Below are 21,111 nucleotides of genomic sequence, written 5' to 3'. Positions count from 1 at the left end.
TCAGAAAAATTGTTTGCCATAATTATATCCTGTTAACACTTTTTCAATCTGATATGGGCAAATGACCTATTGTAACGATCGTTCGTTTTGTATGTTTTCTTCATTTGAAGCAACATAGTGAAAGGAATTTAAGATGGTTACAAGCATTTATAAAGATTTATCTCTGGCTCCTTCAGGCGAACAAAAAATTGCTTGGGTTCGTGCGCATATGCCACTTTTGCGCGCTTTAGAAGCGCGTTTTAGTGAAGAAAAACCTTTTGCAGGCAAACGCATTGCCTTGTCGATTCATTTAGAGGCGAAAACGGCTTATCTCGCGCAAGTGTTTGCGGCTGGTGGTGCCAAAGTGTCTGTGACTGGCAGCAATCCAATGTCAACGAAAGACGATATTGTGGCTGCACTTGTCAAAAATGGTATTAATACATTCGCTATTCATGGGGCGAGTGGTGAAGAATATCAACAATTTGTAAAAGAAACCTTAGCCTGTGAACCTCATATTGTTATTGATGATGGCGGTGATTTGGTTCATGAGTTACACAGTGTGTATCCAGAATATGCGAATCATGTCATTGGCGCATGTGAAGAAACAACGACGGGTGTATTAAGGGCGATAGCGCGTGAGAAAAGTCATGAACTGAATTTCCCTGTCATCTCTATTAATGGTGCGCAATCCAAACATTTATTTGATAACCGTTATGGTACTGGCCAATCCACATTTGATGGCATTATGCGAACAACTAACCTAGTGATTGCGGGTAAAAAAGTTGTTGTTGCAGGCTATGGCTGGTGTGGCAAAGGCTGTGCTATGCGTGCAAAAGGATTAGGTGCGGAAGTCATTATTACTGAAATTGATCCGATCAAAGCACTTGAAGCGAAGATGGATGGTTTTGAAGTGATGACCATGGAAGCAGCATCTCCATTAGGCGATATTTTTGTGACCGCTACGGGTTGCTGTGATGTATTAACTGAGGCGCATTTTAGTTTAATGAAAGAAGGGGCGATTATCAGTAACACAGGCCATTTTGAAGATGAAATAGACTTGAAAGGCTTACAAGCATTAAGTGTTTCGACGTATGAGGCTCGTCAAAATATTGATGCATATTGCTTAAAAAATGGTCGTACTGTTTATCTGTTAGGTCGAGGTGCATTAGTCAATATCGCCTGTGCAGATGGTCATCCGGCTGAAATTATGGACATGAGTTTTGCTTTACAAGCATTAGGTGCAGAGTATTTGCTTAAGCATGATCTTGATAAGAAAGTGTATGCTGTTTCTGATGAAATCGACAGTGAAGTGGCTCGCTTAAAATTACAAGATATGGGTGTCACTTTTGATGCTCTTAGTGACAGACAATATCAGTATTTGAACGCCTTCGAACTGAAATAAAAATAGTCGGAGAACGCTAATGTCGATACTGAATAGCCTTTTAGGTATTGCTGTCATACTGTTGGTTGCATACCTTTGTTCTAATAACCGCCGTAGGATTAGCCTACGGCTCGTTTCTATCGCACTATTAATGCAATTTACGTTTGCATTTTGCATGTTATATCTTCCTATTGGAAAACAGGTCATGATGTGGATGGCTGATAAAGTCACTGCATTGTTAGACTACACACAAATAGGGACTCAGTTTTTATTAGGTGGCTTGGCAACAGACAAGATGTTTGATTTGCTTGGCGCTGATGGGTTCATCTTTGTGTTTAAAGTATTACCTGTATTGGTATTCTTATCTGCGTTATCTGCATTGTTATTCCATGTTGGCATTATGCAAAAACTGATCATTTTGATTGGTGGTGCTTTGCATCGTTTATTAGGCACATCACGTGCAGAATCGATGTCATCCGCTGCAAACATTTTTCTTGGTGTTACAGAAGCGCCACTGGTGATCCGTCCTTATTTGAAATATTTATCTTCCTCAGAGTTTTTTACCATTTTGGTCGGAGGAATAGCATCAATTGCTGGCACCGTACTATTAGGTTACGCGCAATATGGTGTAAAAATTGAATATTTATTAGCGGCATCTTTCATGTCTGCACCTGCTGGTTTATTGTTTGCGAAGCTGTTTTATCCTGAAACTAAGGAAAACAGTGATAAGCATACGAGCGCTAACTCGATGAAAGAGGAAAAGTCAGAATACCGCAATAGCATTGATGCGGTGACTCAAGGTGCTAGTGTTGGGGTCAGTATGGCGTTAAACATTGCAGGTATGCTATTAGCGTTACTGGCAATTATCGCGATGTTTGATGGCATAATGATGTGGGCGACGAGCTTTACAGGCCATGAGATTTCGCTGACTCAGCTGATTGGTTGGTTATTTTCACCAGTGGCTTGGTTATTAGGTGTCGATTGGACTGAAGCACAGTTTGCAGGACAGCTGCTAGGGCAAAAAGTACTATTCAATGAATTTATTGCATATGCTAATCTACAGCCTTATTTAGATGGTTCAATTCTCCCAGCTACCGGAGAAGCCTTAAGCGTGAAAACACAAGTCATTCTTTCATTTGCTTTGTGTGGTTTTACGAATATAGGCACTATCGGTATTGCGATAGGAGGAATTGGTGCTATGTGTCCAGAACGTCGGGGCGAATTAACCAGTATCGCATTTAAAGCCTTCGGTGCGGCAATATTAGCTAACCTGATGAATGGCGCAATTGCTGGATTAATTTTAGGTTAATAATGGTAGGTGGCATATATGATGGATGAAACGCCTTTTCGCGAATTGTGGCTCAAGTTTAGTGAACAAGAACTCCTGCCCGATGTTGATTGGTTATTTCGTCATGCGCCACCTTCCGTCAAAAATACGTTTTGTACAATTCATCTGCAAGAAGGTTACAAGTTAATCCATCAAGGCACCGATAATAAATACACTTACATTATTATTGAAGGCGAGTTTGTCGTGAATAAACTTGCTGATAATGGTAAAGAGCTTGCACTTACCTTCTGTTATAAGGGGGAGTTTCTTGGTGAGATGGAAGCTCTTTGTCAACAAACAGGCTATCGCTATGATGTTATTGCATTAACAGATGCGCGAGTTATCCGCATTCCCTCTGACAGCTTTTTAGTCTGGCTATCTCAAGACCATCGTTTATCCATTCTTTTAAACCGTCAATTAGCAAAACGGTCATTAATTAATGGAGAACAACGGCTAATGACAGCCGTTGACTCTATTGAAAAGAATCTCCTGTATATTTTAACCCAACTATCCAGTCATCAAATTCGTTTACCAAGAGAAACGTTAGCTGCAATTTTAGGTACATCACGCCGTCATTTAGATAAAGTTTTATTTAAACTCAAGGAGCAGGGGGTGATACAACAAGAAGGCCCAATAATTTTATTAAGCTCCCGTTAATCTATAGACTAAATTAAATTTCTATTTTTGTATGGTCAATATTATAAGCATGCATGCAGATTAGTTTAAAAATAAACTATATCAATAAGTTGGTTTATATTTTATATGCTAATACTATTTATCTATTTAGTTTATATTTTCTGACCTTTATATTTTTCATATTTTTTGCGATTCTTAAAATTATGATAAATTTTCTTTATTAAATAAAATAATTTTTTGGCTATCCAGATAATCGCAGTGACTAAGATAAATGAAGGATAATGTTTGCCATTTCTATTATGTTCGTATTCCATATTGCGTTCCTATGCTGTATTTCTATTTTTAGATTGGCATAGGGAATAATGTCAAAAAAGTGACAGATATTATTTTTTGCATAATACAGATCAAAAAAGAACAAATCTGTATTACATTACCGCAATAGAGAAACGGTGAAAGGGCTGGAAGATGTTACTGTACAAGCAAATCGCGCAGACACTACAAGAAAAAATTTATCGGGGGGATTTTTTGAGTGGTGAAAAACTGCCTTCAGTAAGGGAAATTGGGCGTGAACATGCGGTGAGTTTAACCACGGCTCAGCTTGCGTACCGTGAACTTGAAAAGATGCAGTTGATTTACGCGGTCCCTAAATCAGGTTACTTTGTCATCCCAAATAAAAACGAAGCTCTATTGCCTAAGGCTGTCAATTATATACAAAAGCCAGTTCAGATTGCTCAATGGAACCCAACTATTGATTTTTTGCGTGTAGAAGAACGTGATAACGTTACTTCGCTATCTTGCGCGGTACCTAATATTGAAAGCAAAACGTTGGAACCGTTGTGGCAAGAAATCAACATGATCAGCCGTCGTAAAAATAGCTTAGTATTAGAGTATGATTGTTTACAAGGATTGCCCGCTTTACGCGAGCAAATTCACAGTATTTCTACTCATAAACCGTCATTCACTCCAGATGACATCGTGACGACGACTAGCGGTCATCAATCAATATCATTATCTATTCAAGCTTGTACACAAGGTAATGACGTTATTGCGATTGAGTCACCCGCCTTTCCAGGGTTATTACAAACTCTGTATGGGTTGGGCAGGAAAATTATTGAGATCCCAACAGACCCGCAAACAGGGATTAAACTGAAAAGGGTACAAGAGGCTTTTCATCATTGGCCTGTGAAAGCTATTGTCGTCACACCCACCTGCAATAATCCTATGGGCTGTTCTATGCCTGACACACATAAGCAACAATTATTGGCGTTGGCAAATCAGTATGGTGTGACAATCATTGAAAATGATGTGCTTGCTGGATTAGCTTACGAATATCCACGCCCAGCGACAATACAATCATTCGATAGTGAAGGTCGGGTGATCCTTTGTAGCTCGTTTTCTAAAACCATTGCCCCAGGGGTCCGTACGGGGTGGGTTATACCGGGTAAATACAAAGAAAAAGTCATGCATTTAAAATATTTATCTCATTGCTCGGGGGAAATATTTATGCAACAAGTGGTCGCTAATTTTTTGCGTGAAGGGCACTATTTTCCGCATTTACGCTCTATGCGACAACATTACGAGGCGTTACAAAGCCAGTATCGTGAGTTAGTGGAAAGCTATTTTCCACCGATGACGCGGATTTCTCGACCACAAGGTGGATTTTCTTTATGGATTGAGCATCCACCTGTCGATAACCGTAAATTAATGGATGTCTTAAACCGAAATAAAGTGATCGTGCTTACAGGAGAACATTTTTCATCGGCAGGATGTTTTACTCATCATTTACGAATTAACTATGCATTACCATTGATTCCGAGACGCCGTAATGGGTTAAAGATATTAGGTGAGACATTAAAATTAGCCAGCTTATAGTGTAACCATGAGATTGCGCCTTGGTCGTGATGGGGTGCAATTATTTTATTTGACGCTAAATGTTGTCTTCGATAGACTCATAACCTCTCCCAAATTCTATATCGTCATTTCCCTTTATTTCTGAACACCTCGCTTTTTGATATCGCGTCAAAGTCTTTCATTATCACTATTAACGTCTTGTTTTAACTCTACATTTAATCATTTTTGCTTATATCTGTGACTGAACGTCAGCAGAGAACGAGGTGTTTTTATTTACGCAAGAGAATCCTATGCAATCGAACCGTTATTTATTATTAGTTTTTGCAGCCGCTGTTTATTTAGTCGGCACAACAGAATTTATGTTATCGGCGACGCTAACGCCGCTAGCGGAAGTGTTTTCCGTTACTAGCGCACAAGCATCCTGGCTAATTTCAGCTTATGCGCTGACTTATGCGGTTAGTGCGCCAGTATTAGGTTATTTTTCTGACAGAGTTGAGCGACGAAAATTACTGTTAGTTGCTATGTTTCTATTTGCAATAGATAGTCTAGCCATTATTGCTTCTCCAAACTTCACGATAGCTCTGCTGTTTCGTATTTGTGGTGGCTTAGCATCAGCAGCGATTGTGCCAACTATTTTTTCCTTAATTGCGGATATCTTTCCTTCTCGCCAGCAGTCCTCTGCGATGGGAACGGCAATGATTGGTATGACAGTGGGAATTGTTACGGGCCCAGTGTTAGCCGGTGTGTTAACAGAATATTTAACATGGTATGCACCATTTATCATGACGACGCTCGGAAGTCTGATCGTTTGGTTTTGTGCATGTAAAATACTTCCTTCTTCAAAACAAATTCATACTTTGAAAACACAGGGCAGTTTTCAGTGGCTACGTAATACTAAAATTACCCATTTTATTGGTGCAAAAGCATTATGGAATGGTACGGCCGTCAGTATTTTTTTATTATCAGGGGAAATATTACGACATAAATTTGCAATAGATAGTGCATTGATTGGTCTTGTTATCAGCGCGTTTGGTGCTGGTTTATTTATAGGTAATTTGCTTGTCGGTAAATTGAACAATTTATTATTGAATGATAGTCAACGGTTATTACTCGTGATTTCAATGATGGCGATTGCAGTGGCTACGTTTATTTTTGCCTATTTTCCATTAATTGCTCATACACTATGCTTAGTGATTTGGGGCAATTTTCTGGGAATGGCTGCACCACTCAGTACAACAATAATCGCGACTCGAAGTGGTGAAAATAAAGGGCAAGTGCTAGCAGTATCGGAAAGCTTGAATAATATAGTGCTATTTTCAATGTTACCCTTATTGTCATGGTTATTGATGAACTATGGAATACTAACCATGGGAGCGATGAGTATTCTTGTATTAGTCATTTCAATAATGATTTGTGGATTTGATGCTAAACGTCCTGAAGCGTAAGGTAATTGGTGAAGTGGTTATCGCTTCACCAACGATTATTACTGTGTTTGTAATAGACGATGTTGTCTCACACTCATGCCTCTGAGCATACTCATCCAAGCAAGAACAGTGAAGATCATCAAGATGATAAAAATAGCTTTAGGCGGTAATTCAGTGAGGACAATCCCTGTGATCATGGGGTTAAATGCACCACCGAGTAAACCCAGTGCTTGAGCAGAAAAATAGCTTGATTTCATGCCTTCCGGAGCAATGTTATCGATAAGCATGTATTCACCTGGTGCATAAATAAGTTCTCCCAACGTAAAAATAAATGAACCTAACGCCCATAAGTACAAGTTTTCACCCGCTTCCATAAATGTGGCTAAACCAGCGACAAAGAAGATAGTCCCTATCGTCATGTAACGTTTAAGGTTATCAGGCGTGAGGCGTTTGCCTACCATATATTGTAAGGTGACAACCACGACGGCATTCACAGGGAGTACAACGCCAATAACGGCTTGTGCAAACTCACTGTTTGCAACAGTAATCACATATTGTGACATCCACGTTGTAAAAGAACCAAACACGAGAGAACCGAGAAAAGTCGATAGAATAAACCACGCAAGCGCTCTGTCATGCAGCATTGCTGCGGGGTTCCAAAGGTGTTTTGTTTCATCGTGATGAGAAACAGGTTTTACACTCTGTACATAACGTTGGATAAAGAAAATAGGAACAGAAGCAGAGATAGCAGCCAACCAGAAAGGTAAATTGATATTATACATCAATAACCATGTTCCAAGTGGTGGCCCAATTGTCCAACCAATATTTAAAAAAGTATAATTAAGTGAAAATACTTTCGCTTTAACGGAAAGGGAGAGTGTATCTGAAAAATAACCTTTTAATACTGTCGAAAAAACAGAATAAGAGCAGTTAATGAGCGAAAAGAAAATAACCACTAATACAGCATGATTAGATAATGGGATAGCAATAAAACCGCAAATAAAGGCGATAACAGCAAGGAGCATACAACGTTTTTTATCAACTTTATCGGCCAAAATACCAAAACCCATGCTGAATAAGACACCGACAGTCAGCGCTAAAGACATCGCAACACCAACGATATCAATCGCCATTTGATATTCGCGTGTTAGGTAAATTGCCATAAAGGGCAATGTTGCACCACGTCCAATGGTTAATAGCAGTGAAGAGCAGAGTAAAGCGCTATTTGAAATATTTGATTTAGACAACATGACTCACGACCTAGCGTTATAATTGTTATTGAGTTGTAGCACTGACTGTTAACGTTATAAATTACCGAATTTTGTGATGACAGGGAATGGGGGAGCAGCAACAATCGCTAAAAAAGATAAAAACAAAATATTCCCTTATACCTATCTCGTATTCGGATTTTTAAAATAGGGTATAGGGGGAATAACATCATATTTATAGTGTAATACACTACTACTTTTATATTGGCTGGATGGTATTAATCGATAACCTATTAAAACAAAGATGACAAGGGTGAAAATATCTTCACCCCTCAGCATATTAGCTTATTTAGGGATATAGACTAATAGGCGGTTACTTTTTTCAATGTCAAAAGTTAGGGAAGAATAATCATAATCGGCTATTTTTCCTTGATAGACCAGCTCCCGCACTCCTGTGCATGGCTGGTATATTTCGTGTTTATTCCAAAGCTGGCTAAATAATGTGGATTGTTCTGTTAATATTTTAATGAGCTTTTTGATATTAGGATCATTTTTAGTGCGAGCATAATCACGGCGGAAGCTTGCCAGTAATTGCTGTGCCACTAACGGCCAATTTGCGAACCGTTCCTGATAACGTTGATCCATAAATAATAAATATAGGAAATTACAATAATAAGGTTCCGCCTCAGAGAAATGGAAATAATCGTCTGCGCGAGGGTTATAAGCCAGTACATCCCAATGAAGATTGAGTACATAACATAAATAATTTTCAGGGAAATCAGCGATCAGTCGAGAAATAGCAGAGGGAACATGGTGCTCGGTCTTGGCGGTTGCGATAGGTTCCCGATTATGGGTTAACAAATAAAGATGCTGGCGCTCTGCGCTATTTAAATGCAGAGCTGCTGATAAATTGTCGAGAAATTGTGTGGATACACCAATATCACGGCCTTGTTCAAGCCATGTATACCATGTAAGCCCAACACCTGCCAGTGCCGCGACTTCTTCACGGCGTAATCCTGGTGTTCGACGCCGAGAGGTTCTCGGTAAGCCAACCGATTCAGGAGAAAGACTTTCACGTTTTTGCCTTAAAAAATCAGCAAGTTCAGGTCGGTTACGTTGTTTTTCTTTCATAGCCTATTGTCTTTAGTAATAGTATAAATGGTTAAATTGTACCATGATAATTTTCTATTTATAGTCCTCATTCTTTAGTCGTCTGAATGAGAAGATTATGAATCAGCAGCAACGTATCGCACTCTTTGTCTTATTATTGGCAGGGTTTGTAACAATTTTTGATTTATTTGTGGTGAATGTTGCCATAGTTAGTATTCAACAGTCATTGAATGCTAATTTAACCGAACTAACATTAATCATTGTCGGTTATGAATTGGCCTTTGGTCTATTGCTAATTACTGGCGGGCGCTTAGGTGATATTTATGGTAAAAAGTCCTTATACCGCACTGGCATGGTATTTTTTACGATCACATCTTTATTTTGTGCACTTGCGCCGACAGCGACATTATTAGTTATCGCTCGCTTCTTGCAGGGGCTGTCTGCCGCATTACTTTTCCCACAGGTATATGCCAGTATTCGATTAAATTTTAATGAATCTCAGGCTAAAAAAGCCTTCGGTTATTTAGGAATGAGTTTGGGATTAGCGGCCATTGCAGGGCAGGCGTTTGGTGGTTGGTTAATCACATTAAATCTATTTGAACTCAATTGGCGAACTATTTTTCTTGTTAATGTGCCGATAGGTATTCTTGCTATTGCCTTATCTCGATTCTTACAGGAAGGAGAAAAAAATCGAGTTGATTTAGATTGGGGGGGCGTTTTCTTGTCAAGTATGGGTATTTGTTGTGGGTTATTACCGTTTCTCATGTTGCCCGTGTGGGGCTGGTCAACAGTGAGCTCACTACTGTTTTTATGTGGCGTATTGATGTTAACGTTGTTTGTTCGTCATGAACTGAAGATGGAAAAACAGGAAAAAGCCCCATTGTTAAGTATGCGTATTTTGCGTCATCGCTCTTTTGTTATTGGTTTATGGGTGGTAATGAGTGTTTATGCGACTTCATCCGCATTTCCTTTAATGTTGTCTTTGTTACTTCAGAACGGAATCGGGTTAACGCCTTTTTTATCAGGCTTAGTTTTTGTTCCAGCCAGTGTTGGTTTTGTTATTTCCTCATTACTCACGCCCCATTGGATAAATCGTTATGGTGAGCGAATTGTATTTTGGGGAGCCGTATTTTATGGGGCTAGCTATATATTATTACTGACCGGTCTCTATTGGTTTTCATCAAATCATTCAGTGGTATGGCTGAGTCCTATTCTGCTGGCTATAGGCTTTACTCAAGGAATGATTATGACGCCAATGTTGAACCTAGTTCTTGCGAAAGTAACATCCCAAATGGTAGGGCAAGCTTCTGGTTTTACGGCGACATTACAGCAAGTTGGCGCCGCAATAGGCGCAACAGCAGTATCAGTGGTCATGCAATATGGCTTAACTCATTTCTCATACCAATTACCCTTTGAGCAACTTAAAAATGCAGTTAGTTTGGGATTAGTGTTTAACTTTTTAATGGCGGTCTGTGCGGCGGTTTTATTATTAAAGATTATCGGCAAAGCGACAATGAAAGAGCTTCCAAAGCATCCGTAAAAAATAAAAAGCCTTATACAAATAGTATAAGGCTTAATGCATCATAATGAATTAACGGAATTACAGTAGATCACTGGCATCGTGGCGTTCACGAACTTGTTGAGCAGGATCACCTTGCAGACGGTTAACACGGCGTCCACGTTGTACTGCTGGACGGGCATAGATTTCATCAGCCCAGCGAAGTAGATGTTTATATTCATGAACACTCAAAAATTCACCCGCATCGTATTGCCAGCCTTTAACTAATGCTCCGTACCATGGCCAAATCGCAATATCCGCGATGGAGTAATGCTTACCTGCAATATATTGATTATTGGCCAAGCGTTGGTCGAGTACATCAAGTTGGCGCTTAGCTTCCATTGCAAATCGATTGATCGGATATTCGAATTTTTCTGGCGCATACGCATAAAAATGCCCAAAACCGCCGCCCAGAAAAGGAGCCGAACCCATTTGCCAAAATAGCCAAGATAAGGTTTCCGCCCGTTCAGGCTGTGTTGTGGGTAAAAATACAGAAAATTTTTCAGCAAGATAAGTCAATATTGAGCCAGACTCAAATATTCGTATCGGTTGCTCACCACTCCGATCGACGAGCGCTGGAATTTTCGAGTTTGGATTGATTTCTACAAATCCTGAGCTGAATTGATCGCCTTCACTGATATTAATCAACCAAGCATCATATTCTGCTTCTTTAATCCCTAGCTCCAGTAACTCTTCCAGCATAATAGTCACTTTTTGCCCATTAGGAGTCCCTAACGAGTAAAGTTGTAGAGGGTGCTTCCCAATAGGCAGGGCTTTTTCATGTGTTGCACCTGATACAGGGCGATTAATATTCGCAAATTTACCACCGTTACCTTTTTCCCATTTCCAAACTTTAGGAGGGGTATAGGTTGAATTATTCATTTTTATCTCCAATTCGTTAGCTTGCTACATTGAGTAAGTACCGAGTTATTTATAAAGACGCAATATAAATACGGCGGCTGATTTCAGGTGTAATGTCATGATGCTCACCCAGCGCGGTCATGCCATTTTTGATCAAACTTTCTACTAAAGGTTCAATGACATCTTGATTCAAATTGTAATCGCTGAAGCGCGTTTTCACATTCATTCGTTCAAAAAACTCTCGAGTGAGTTCAATGGCACGAATAGCCTGTTGTTCTTCAGAGCCTTCATGAATACCCCAGACTTGTTGTGCATATTGCACAAGTTTAGCCTGTTTTTGATGGCGTTTTTCGAGCAACATAGACGGTAATACAATCGCAAGAGTTTGCGCGTGATCTAACCCATATAATGCAGTAATTTCATGTCCTAACATATGTGTTGACCAATCTTGTGGCACGCCAACACCGATAAGACCATTTAATGCTAAAGTTGCAGTCCACATTAAACTCGCACGCGTATCGTAATCATGTGGGTTAGCTAAGGCTTTAGGGCCGATATCAATCAGCGTTTTTAATAAGCCTTCAGCGAAAACATCTTGTACAGGCGCATTCGCTGGATAGGTTAAATACTGTTCCATCACGTGAACAAAAGCATCAATGACACCATTACTGATTTGGCGTGGAGGGAGAGTAAATGTCTTTACGGGATCTAAAATAGAAAACTGTGGATACACAGTATCATGCATAAAAGCACGTTTAGAATGTGTTGCTTCACGGGTAATTACAGCGTTTTTATTCATTTCTGAACCTGTTGCCGGCAGTGTTAACACAGTACCAAAAGGCAACGCGGTATTCACTTTTTCACCGCCGCTAGTGAGAATGTCCCAACTATCGCCAGAAAAATTTGCAGCAGCAGCGACAAATTTAGTTCCATCAATGACTGAGCCACCACCGACAGCCAATAAATAGTCATAGCCTTCTTGATGAATTTTATCGACGGCTTTGATTAAGGTTTCATAGCGCGGATTGGCTTCAATACCACCAAATAGGCCAATTTGACGGTTACCTAATGCTTTTTCAACCTCATCTAATGTGCCTGTTTTACGAGCGCTTTCGCCGCCAAAAAGGATCAAAACTTTGGCTTCTTTTGGCACCAATCTATTCAATTCAGCGATTTTACCTTCACCAAAGACAATACGTGTTGGGTTATAAAATTCGAAATTTTTCATAGATAGACCTTATTTCAGCATGGAACAGGGATATTTTTTTGCCTTGAACAACTGGGAAAAAGGCAAAAACATTAAAAATTATTAATGTATTAACTAGCTTAACACATTATACAGACATAATTAGATTATGTATTATCGCAAGGTGTTATTTGTCATAAATACATGTAACTATTTATTTTTTATATCAATATCAAGAAGTCGCTTTATGCAAGCGAACGGAGAGGGATTTTGATACAAGGTGAAGGAATTTACCTGATCAGCTAAGGAAGGCTTATGATCCCAATACATAAATATCACCACAAGATTAGTAATGAATATCATGAAAACTTAACCCCTTCTACAGAACAGAAATGCACTTATAGCATAGAACGACTCGTAGAAGAGGTTAGCCGGAATACAGGTATAGTATCGAGCCATTTATCTCCATTACATCAAGTTGCAAAGGAACAAGATTGTATTATTGGTATCCGCCCTGTTGATCGTTTTGCAACACAGCTGATTGCTGCGGGTAATCCAACAAAGGGCTTTCATATTAAAGGTAAAAGTGCTTCATGGGGGGCACAGGCAGGGTTAATTTGTGTCGACCAACGTTTTAGCAAATTAGAGAATAAATCAGAACAACAAATTGATAAATATAACGTTTTTGTACGTGATTGTATTGAAAAAGGACATTCTATACCGGTACCGCTTGAAATAACGGAGGAGCGGTTACAAACCTTATTACAGTTGGGGGCGATTCATCAGCTTAGTTTCGAAAACTCACAAGGTATTAGGCACTTTACTGCTGAAGGACCGAGTCGACGCAATTATCAATTTGAAGCTAAATGGCTACCACAACAGCAGAAATACCGTATTTATTTTGAAGGAAAAACACTTGAAGTGTTGGCTTCTGTTCAAAACTTTGTTCCTATTACTGCTGATTATGATCTGTTATTGATTGGCCCACATATGCGATATTTTGGTTCTCAAGATAGGGTACCCGTCCCTGATGTCGCACATTCAATATATAAACAACGTATTGAAACATATCAAAATTTACCTAAAGACTCAAACCTGAGACAAGGTTACATGGATGAAACTCATTTTTATCAGAATGAAGATCGTGAGGTAGGTAATGCCTCACCACGGGCAAAGGAAATGATCTCGTTGATCAATAAAGCGCTGGTGGGAGAGGCCGAAAAAGTGGTCCATCATAGTGCAGATGCGACGAATCCAATGACTGAATTAGAGGCAAATTTTCCCGCCACTTTTGCTTTACCTAAAAAGATAGGGCATTTTGATGAGTTATGCATTATCGCCAATAAAGAGGAATTGGCGGAATTGATAACAATAGCCAAAGAAGAGGGTTACCACATTAACATTAATCCTTTGTGGAAAAATGAATTACCCTCAGTCAGACGTCCAAGCTTTGAATACGCTAAACGTAGACTCTCTATGGTTAATTTAAAATCAAAAATCACTCATTTTTAAATATGAATTTAGATATGTTTAAACAATACCTTAGAGACATTTACATCATATATTTACTCACATAACACAAATTTTTTTGACAAACGGTTAGGATATGATCTACATTTAATTCATTCAAATGAATGAAATGAGGTTTTTATGAAAAATACGATGATCCCAAATACATTTTCTATTAATGAACGAGATAGAAGGTGGAACCTTGCACGTCAAATTATGCAAGCTAATGGTCTTGAAGTCTTGATGGTATATGGTGATAGGGAGTCTGCGGCACCAGCACCATTTTGTATCGACCATTATTTTACCAATGACCGATTAGGATCGGTTGTTTTGTTCCACCTTGATAAGCCGCCAGTCGTGGTTACTTTTGCTCCCATGATGGTTGCTGACCATATGCAAGCAGCCATGCGTGGTGATCTACAGTGGATTTCACCTGAACAAATTGTTGTAGGTAAAACAGGGCGTAATATTGCACAAATATTAATTGATTTAGATATCTCATCCAACGCCAAAATAGGAGTAATAGGCTTAGAGCCATACCCTCCTTTCTATTTTGATGGGGCAATGCCATTTAATACCTTAACAGAAATTAAAAAAAGGTTACCCAATATCCATTTTGTTCCCGTGTATAAACAATTTTTCCAGTTAGCTTCCGTTAAAAGTGAAGAGGAGTTAGCACATATTCGGCATGCTGCGATGATTGGTGAAGCGATGAGTGAAGCCATGCGTGCAACTGCAATTCCGGGGAATACTGAAGCCGACATTGCAGCTGCTGTGACATCGACTTGTTTATCTATGGGAGGATTTACGGCTGAAATCTTAATGGGTTCGGGCCCTGAATATATTGGTTGGGGACAACCCGCGTGGCAATATCGTTCACAAAAACCTCGTGAAATCCAAGAGGGTGATATTGTTTTAACAGAAATATTTGCTTTGTATGGCATGTATGAAACTCAACATCAAGCCGCTGTTGCTGTCGGTAAAGTTCATCCTAACGTCGAAAGAGCCGCCGAAGTGGCACGTGAGTGCTATGAAATTGGTATTGAATATTTGAAAGAAGGGGTTACTTTTGGCGAGGTTGTCGATAAAATGGAACAACCTTTATTAAAATCAAAGGGTTGGCATGTGCATCCATTGATTCATAGTATTAATCCTTATGGGCCAATTGGTTTCGACACAGCGCCTGGCATTGAATCACTGCCTATTGCACAAAAGTATCGCCAATTAGAAAGGTTACCTAATCCAGGCAGAGAATTAGTACTAAAAGCAGGTATGACGTTTGCGTTTGAACCTAATTGCGCCTTTGGTTATCATTTATGTAATTTAGGCGGAACCGTCGTCGTTGGCAAAGAAAAAGGCATTGAATTAAATACTAATTCCACGTATTTGATGCGAGCCGATATTTAACCCATAAGGTCACAGCGGGATATGACAGAAACGAATAAAAATACGCTTTCTTCTGAGCTAACCAAAGAAAAATTGATAAATGAAGGCATCAAATTATTTGCTCTTCATGGAATTGCTGGGGTAAGAACTCGTCAGTTAGCTGACAATGCAGGGGTCAACCAATCAGCCATTCCTTATCATATGGGAGGAAAGTTAGGGGTCTATTCCGCTGTCATTCAAAAAATTGCGTCCGATCTTGCGGCTGCGAGCCATCCTCATGAATTTGATCGGGCTTTCACGAAACTGACACAGCAGTCATCCAGACAAACAGAAGAAGCCAATGCTTTACTGCATATGTTAATCAATGGTCTTGGGAATGCGTTGTTACAGCCAGCGCATAATTATTATTCGGTATTGATCTTAAGGGAGCAGCTTGAACCGACAGAGAATTACCAAATTATTTATCGTGATTTTATTGAACCATTTCATATTCGGTTATCAGGATTGATTCAGTTTATCAACCAACTGGATGAACAGACTGCAATTATTCGTGCACATGCAATGATTGGTCAGGTCTTAGGTTTCGTCGTGGCGAAAAGACCGTTATTGAAAAGGTTGAATCAAGATAACATTGACCAATCATTACTTGATGAAATTTTACAGCAAATAAGTCTATTAGCGAGTAGGGCATTACGAGTATAAAAAACAGTTATCATCATACTCTCTATCGTGGTGACTGTTGTTATTACCTGTCCATGATCAATCATTGGTTTACTATCATTCCCATAAATTCTGATTAATGGGTATAATGGCGCTTATTGCTAAGTCATGGAGTTTAGTTGTATGAGGCGTTTTATTAGGATGGAGCTTCCTCCTGAGCCTATGATTAATGGTAAATGCGTAAGAAAACGCCTCAAAAATAGTGCTTGTGATAGTTGTGCACAGGTTTGCCCTGTTGAGGCGATTACTTTAGGTTCTATGAGTGCTGCTATTGATAATCAACTTTGTTATCAATGTGGTAATTGTTTGTTTTCATGCCCCGTTGATGCAATCGATAATATCGATCCTCATGAACGCTCCTATCATAATAACCGTTTAGTCATTAGCCATGATGAGCCATTAGCTAGTATTGAAGAGTTATTAGTGTGGCATAAGCAATATCAGATTAATGGCATAGAAATTGCTGAACCATTAGTGGATAAGTGGTTACCAGTACTTGCTGCACTGAATGTAAAACTTAAACATCTTCAAGAGCCTGTCTGGCAGCTAGTGGTGACTGAAGCACCTGAAGTTGATAGTGGGCGACGTTCATTATTTTTTCGACAAAAATTAGACGAAAACCCATTAAGTAAAGGTCAAGTCAGAACCGGTCTTAATGCGCGTAAGCAATTTTATCCGCAAGATAGTTGGTTCCAGATTGAGTTAAATGCAGAGAGTTGTATTTTATGTGGTGCTTGCGCAAAAGTTTGTGATGAACAGGCTATTAAATTAGAAAATAATCAATTTATTTTTGATGAGAAAAAATGCACAGGTTGTATGAGTTGCCAAGTGGTATGCTTTCCTCAATCCATTGACGTCAAACCCTTTGTGGCAAAAGATAATCAAGCAAGAATATACCATTATTACGATGGTCAATGCGAAAAATGTCGACTCTCTTTTTTAGCTTGGCAACCAAATGAGCGTTTATGTCCGATTTGTGCACAGCATAAAAAGCAGGGTTGGTTATAAAGTCGGGGTATGCTTAGGTTGCCTTATACATTTTTGCGTTAAAATCTTAGTTTTCTATTTCTTCGCGAATGGCTCGGCTTTAATGCACTGTATAACGCATTAACTAGTGGCAAGTTGATACATTGGGCGATAGTGTTATATCGCTCAAATAATTTGAAGCTAGAAGGTGATTTATTGACTTTCTAAAGAGGCAAGAAATACGCGTAAAATTTGATTTAACGACGCCTGTTCTTCAGGGCTTAAACCTTCCACTAGCCTTGCTTGATTGGCAACATGTTTTTCAATTGCTTGATCGATGAGAGCTAATCCACTGTCAGTTAATGAAATCAAAAAACCACGCCCATCTTCAGGATTAGGGTGGCGTGCGACTAACCCAATTTTTTCTAGCTGATCGATTCGATTTGTCATTGTCCCTGACGTAACCATGAGAGTAGCAAGCATATCACCAGGGGATAGGGTATAAGGACTTCCTGCTCGGCGTAAGGTTGCTAGCACATCAAAGCTTGAACGATTAAGGCCAAATTGCGCAAATACTTTTTCCATTTCACGAGTGAGATGGAAAACGATATTGCTTAAACGACCTATCAAGCCCATCGAACTAATATCTAAATCGGGACGTTGATTGGCCCATTGTTGAGTGATTTTATCTATGCGATCCATAGGTGAATTATGTCAATAATTTATCTTGACGTCAAGGTAAGTTAAAACTATCTTGATATCAAGATAAATTAACCGAGTTTGATAATGAATCGTTATTCCATTTTATTGCTAACTGCATTAGCACCTATTGTTTGGGGAAGTACTTATTTAATTACTACGGAAATGCTACCCGCTGGATTTCCGCTAACTTTAGCGGTATTAAGAGCGTTACCTGCGGGGTTATTATTATTGATTTGGCTGCGTAAGCTGCCACAAGGCGTATGGTGGCTACGGGTTATTGTATTGGGGATCTTAAACTTTTCGTTATTTTGGTGGTTGTTGTTTGTTTCAGCGTACCGTTTACCTGGTGGTGTTGCTGCAACGGTGGGGGCTGTACAACCGTTAATTGTATTGTTTTTAAGCTATTGGTTGTTGAAAAGTCAACTCTCAGTACTATCAATAGTCGCTTCATTGACAGGTATTTCAGGGGTTGCAATATTGCTATTAACTCCAAGTGCAGCGCTGGACTTTACAGGTATCATTGCAGGATTTGCTGGCGCTTTTTCGATGGCAGCGGGTACCGTACTTAGTCGACGTTGGCAGCCACCGGTGACACCATTAACTTTTACTGCTTGGCAATTAACAGCAGGTGGAGTGGTATTATTACCGTTTGCTTTATGGTTAGAGCCTGCATTACCTTCACTCACCGTCATGAATATGCTTGGGATCAGCTATCTAACTTTGATTGGTGGTGCATTAACTTATGCATTATGGTTTAGAGGACTTGCATTATTGGGGCCGAGTTCGGTCGCTTCTTTAGGTTTTTTGAGCCCAGTGAGTGCAGTTGTATTAGGCTGGATAGTATTAGAACAGCACCTAAGTTTATTACAATTTGTTGGTATGGTGGTGATATTAGTTAGTGTTTGGGGGAGTCAACAGTCAGAAAAACGATTAGCGCAACGGAAATTACAACAAGCCGTATAATTAAGCGACTAATTAATAAAAATAACTATAAATTTATAATATAAGAAAAGGGCAAGTCGTATCCGGACGCTTTGCCCTTTAGTTTGTTTACTGCTGGTGGCGCGAATGTCAGTAGCTTTGTTGAATAACTCTTCCGCTTGCCAAAATGGCTTTCAAGGATTGAGGGGGTAAATCGTTAAAGGCTTGTTTAGAAAAATTGGCCATAATGACGGTTCCATCACTAAAAGTTGTCTTTTGTACCCATCCTTCATTATCGAGCCATTGGAAGCCCACCATCTTTTTGTCCCATAAAACCTCGTGCAATGGACGATAAACTTCATTTGACCTGAGTATGTCAGGGAGCCGTTTTTGGATTGTATTACGACTTAAATTATATAGTGGTGCTGTATTATATAATTGGCTGAGTAGTTCCCGAGTTGTTTGTACCTCTGGGAATTTCAGATTATCGAAAGTCCAGTGATGAGTACTAATGATAGTATCATGAAATACAGCTTGATATAGCGGGAGCCGCCAGCGAGGATCAAATTCAACCGTTAAATAAGGTTGTTTTAATTTTGCTTTTTTGAAGAATGTAGCGGGCTCATTTTCAGGCCACCATGCACCTAAATAGTAAGGCGAATTTTTATCTTTATGGATGCTCTGATCTCCCCAACCAAATCCCCAAGTTTCCATTCCATGAGCAAACATTAAATGTTTGGCTGTTAAGGCATTACCATCTTCAGACCCGAGAGGGATCCTAAGGTTTTTTTCAATCCATTCTAGACGTGTATTACGTGCCTGAGCCATTTGTTGTGCGCTCGTTCTATTCTCTGGATGATAGTCATTCGTCACCATCGCAGTACCATCAACATCTAGGAATAGGCTATTAGTGTGTGATAATTCAAGGATATTTTTGATTCTATTTTTTGAGTAATTCAGCATACAGCCTGGATTAAGGTAATAGCCTTGACCTCCAAACCCCGGTAGTTTTTGGCCATTTTTTTGCACAATGGCACATTTTTTACGTAACTCGGAGGGAATCTGAGCGGTAAGCCATTGGTCATTCACTCCAGCAGGGATCCCTGTGTCATAGGAGTCATAACTGCCGATTAAATAACCTAGTTCTAATGCCTGATCGACGGCTTGAGGCTGATAAAAGGTGACAACCCAATTATCAACACCTAACCAAATTCTATCTAATCCTCTAATATTTAGCTGGTTAATTAGAGGAATGGATAACCCTTGTCCCCAATTTTGACTAGCGGTTAACCATGGACCTAATTGCAGAGCAGCGAAACGTTTAATTTTTTGAGCTTGCATTTGCTGATGTTGTAAAAACTCCGCATCGTAAGGGGCTTTAGAATTAGGAATAATGCGTTTAAAAGCATTGTTTAAGGCATTGGTTAAATAAGGCCGCTGCCATTCTTCTGGGGGAGCAAGTGTGATTTTTTTGAAGGCGATTTGTGCATCCTTTTCAAGAGCTTGCCAAATACGTTTGCCGCTCGAAGATTGCAAATATTGGCTTAGCCCTTGCCAATCTTTAATATCCTGTTGATCAAGTAATCCTTTACCCCAAACATAAATATGGGTAGCACCAATTAATTTATAACCATCATGTATATAGGTAAATTTTTCTCGTAGTGTTTTTATTTCACCGATGGATTCTAAATATTGCCGATACGCAAGCGCTCCATCAATAGGAGAGTTACCAACCGAAAGAATAACGTCAAAAGGTTGCTCAAGATTAAAGTGGTCGAAAATATGACCAGAAGACATGTGTAGTTGTTTAGATTGTGTTGAAAAATTAATTTTATTATTAAATGGATTTATTAATAGCCAGCTATATACTCGATTTTGTTGTTGGCTCCATAAAGGAAGTTTTAGGTCATAATTGGTATCAATACCATTTTGTTCCTTTAATAAATATTGTTGCCATATAATATTGTTAGTTGGAATATGGCTACCTTCACCCAGTGGCATATATAATGCAGAGATGTCCTTAGGTGATTGATACCAAAAAAATGTTTGAACTTGACTAGTTGTAAAACGTAAACGAAGTTGCTGACCTTCAAGTCTAGCAGAAACGTTCATTTGCCTGTCTGGCCAATACCAACTGGCTTTATCGTCAGTTGCTTTGATTTTTTGGGTTGTACGCTGTTGAATTCCCTTATTAATAACTTCATTTTCATGGGCGATTTTTAGCGTTTCAGGTTCTATAGTAATAGAAAAATCATTATTTTTGAGTGTTAGACCATGAGAAATTGAACTAATAAATAATAGCGTTATGGCGAGTTTACAATGGTATTTTTTCATGCAGTAAGAAACCCGTGTTTATAATATATTGGTACTGTGGTAAATAAAATCT

Annotated in this window: 18 protein-coding genes; 11 read left to right on the top strand and 7 right to left on the bottom strand. The window is 39.3% G+C overall.

The window, feature by feature from the left end:
* Positions 1-133: 133 nt before the first annotated feature.
* From G3341_RS10480 to G3341_RS10470, 3 genes are read left to right on the top strand one after another with little or no spacing between them, the layout of a single operon-like run.
* Positions 134-1,381, top strand: coding sequence for an adenosylhomocysteinase (locus G3341_RS10480; RefSeq protein WP_154623557.1), 1,248 nt, complete (start codon positions 134-136; stop codon positions 1,379-1,381).
* Between the two features lie 19 nt (positions 1,382-1,400).
* Entirely contained in the window at positions 1,401-2,669 is a 1,269-nt protein-coding gene (locus G3341_RS10475; protein WP_154623556.1) for a NupC/NupG family nucleoside CNT transporter, read from the top strand.
* Between the two features lie 18 nt (positions 2,670-2,687).
* A complete protein-coding gene (locus G3341_RS10470) occupies positions 2,688-3,344 on the top strand; it encodes a Crp/Fnr family transcriptional regulator (RefSeq protein WP_154623555.1) in 657 nt (218 codons plus the stop codon).
* A 131-nt stretch (positions 3,345-3,475) separates the two neighbouring features.
* On the opposite strand, the gene G3341_RS20475 is transcribed toward G3341_RS10470, so the two are convergent.
* A complete protein-coding gene (locus G3341_RS20475; protein WP_167520920.1) occupies positions 3,476-3,637 on the bottom strand; it encodes a hypothetical protein in 162 nt (53 codons plus the stop codon).
* Positions 3,638-3,788: 151 nt separating this feature from the next.
* On the opposite strand from G3341_RS20475, the gene G3341_RS10465 reads away from it, so the two are divergent.
* Positions 3,789-5,195, top strand: a complete 1,407-nt coding sequence (locus G3341_RS10465) for a PLP-dependent aminotransferase family protein (RefSeq protein WP_163861734.1) — start codon at positions 3,789-3,791, stop codon at positions 5,193-5,195.
* A 269-nt stretch (positions 5,196-5,464) separates the two neighbouring features.
* Positions 5,465-6,619 carry an MFS transporter gene (locus G3341_RS10460; protein WP_163861730.1) on the top strand — a complete coding sequence of 385 codons (1,155 nt, stop codon included), beginning with the start codon at positions 5,465-5,467 and terminating at the stop codon, positions 6,617-6,619.
* A gap of 38 nt (positions 6,620-6,657) precedes the next feature.
* Here the strand turns inward: G3341_RS10460 and ydeE are convergent, their stop codons facing one another.
* Positions 6,658-7,848, bottom strand: coding sequence for an efflux MFS transporter YdeE (ydeE, locus tag G3341_RS10455; RefSeq protein WP_154624252.1), 1,191 nt, complete (start codon positions 7,846-7,848; stop codon positions 6,658-6,660).
* Positions 7,849-8,151: 303 nt separating this feature from the next.
* Positions 8,152-8,937 (bottom strand): helix-turn-helix transcriptional regulator, encoded by a 786-nt coding sequence (locus G3341_RS10450; protein ID WP_154624251.1) that lies wholly within the window; start codon positions 8,935-8,937, stop codon positions 8,152-8,154.
* A 97-nt stretch (positions 8,938-9,034) separates the two neighbouring features.
* On the opposite strand from G3341_RS10450, the gene G3341_RS10445 reads away from it, so the two are divergent.
* Positions 9,035-10,456, top strand: a complete 1,422-nt coding sequence (locus tag G3341_RS10445; protein ID WP_163861726.1) for an MFS transporter — start codon at positions 9,035-9,037, stop codon at positions 10,454-10,456.
* A gap of 60 nt (positions 10,457-10,516) precedes the next feature.
* On the opposite strand, the gene yghU is transcribed toward G3341_RS10445, so the two are convergent.
* Both yghU and G3341_RS10435 read right to left on the bottom strand, forming a co-directional pair.
* Positions 10,517-11,356, bottom strand: coding sequence for a glutathione-dependent disulfide-bond oxidoreductase (gene yghU / locus G3341_RS10440; protein WP_163861722.1), 840 nt, complete (start codon positions 11,354-11,356; stop codon positions 10,517-10,519).
* Between the two features lie 49 nt (positions 11,357-11,405).
* Positions 11,406-12,563 (bottom strand): iron-containing alcohol dehydrogenase, encoded by a 1,158-nt coding sequence (locus G3341_RS10435; RefSeq protein ID WP_163861719.1) that lies wholly within the window; start codon positions 12,561-12,563, stop codon positions 11,406-11,408.
* 273 nt (positions 12,564-12,836) lie between these two features.
* On the opposite strand from G3341_RS10435, the gene G3341_RS10430 reads away from it, so the two are divergent.
* The 4 genes from G3341_RS10430 to G3341_RS10415 all read left to right on the top strand — a co-directional run bounded on the left by G3341_RS10430 (position 12,837) and on the right by G3341_RS10415 (position 17,144).
* Positions 12,837-14,033: an anthrax toxin-like adenylyl cyclase domain-containing protein gene (locus tag G3341_RS10430; protein ID WP_163861716.1), complete on the top strand. Its 1,197-nt coding sequence runs from the start codon at positions 12,837-12,839 to the stop codon at positions 14,031-14,033.
* 138 nt (positions 14,034-14,171) lie between these two features.
* Entirely contained in the window at positions 14,172-15,437 is a 1,266-nt protein-coding gene (locus tag G3341_RS10425; protein ID WP_163861713.1) for a M24 family metallopeptidase, read from the top strand.
* A 21-nt stretch (positions 15,438-15,458) separates the two neighbouring features.
* A complete protein-coding gene (locus tag G3341_RS10420) occupies positions 15,459-16,118 on the top strand; it encodes a CerR family C-terminal domain-containing protein (protein ID WP_163861710.1) in 660 nt (219 codons plus the stop codon).
* Positions 16,119-16,259: 141 nt separating this feature from the next.
* A complete protein-coding gene (locus G3341_RS10415; protein ID WP_163861707.1) occupies positions 16,260-17,144 on the top strand; it encodes a 4Fe-4S binding protein in 885 nt (294 codons plus the stop codon).
* Positions 17,145-17,315: 171 nt separating this feature from the next.
* On the opposite strand, the gene G3341_RS10410 is transcribed toward G3341_RS10415, so the two are convergent.
* The gene (locus G3341_RS10410; protein WP_163861704.1) at positions 17,316-17,804 is read right to left on the bottom strand and encodes a MarR family winged helix-turn-helix transcriptional regulator; all 489 of its coding nucleotides are present in this window, start codon (positions 17,802-17,804) and stop codon (positions 17,316-17,318) included.
* Between the two features lie 84 nt (positions 17,805-17,888).
* On the opposite strand from G3341_RS10410, the gene G3341_RS10405 reads away from it, so the two are divergent.
* Positions 17,889-18,767, top strand: a complete 879-nt coding sequence (locus G3341_RS10405) for an EamA family transporter (protein ID WP_163861701.1) — start codon at positions 17,889-17,891, stop codon at positions 18,765-18,767.
* 108 nt (positions 18,768-18,875) lie between these two features.
* On the opposite strand, the gene G3341_RS10400 is transcribed toward G3341_RS10405, so the two are convergent.
* The gene (locus G3341_RS10400) at positions 18,876-21,059 is read right to left on the bottom strand and encodes a glycoside hydrolase (protein WP_163861698.1); all 2,184 of its coding nucleotides are present in this window, start codon (positions 21,057-21,059) and stop codon (positions 18,876-18,878) included.
* Positions 21,060-21,111: the final 52 nt, after the last annotated feature.

Origin of the sequence: Providencia vermicola (assembly GCF_010748935.1) — a bacterium.
In the GTDB taxonomy this organism is placed as follows: Bacteria; Pseudomonadota; Gammaproteobacteria; order Enterobacterales; family Enterobacteriaceae; genus Providencia; species Providencia zhejiangensis.
The sequence above is the reverse complement of the archived record's forward strand: the minus strand, read 5'-3'. Positions and strand labels throughout refer to the sequence as shown.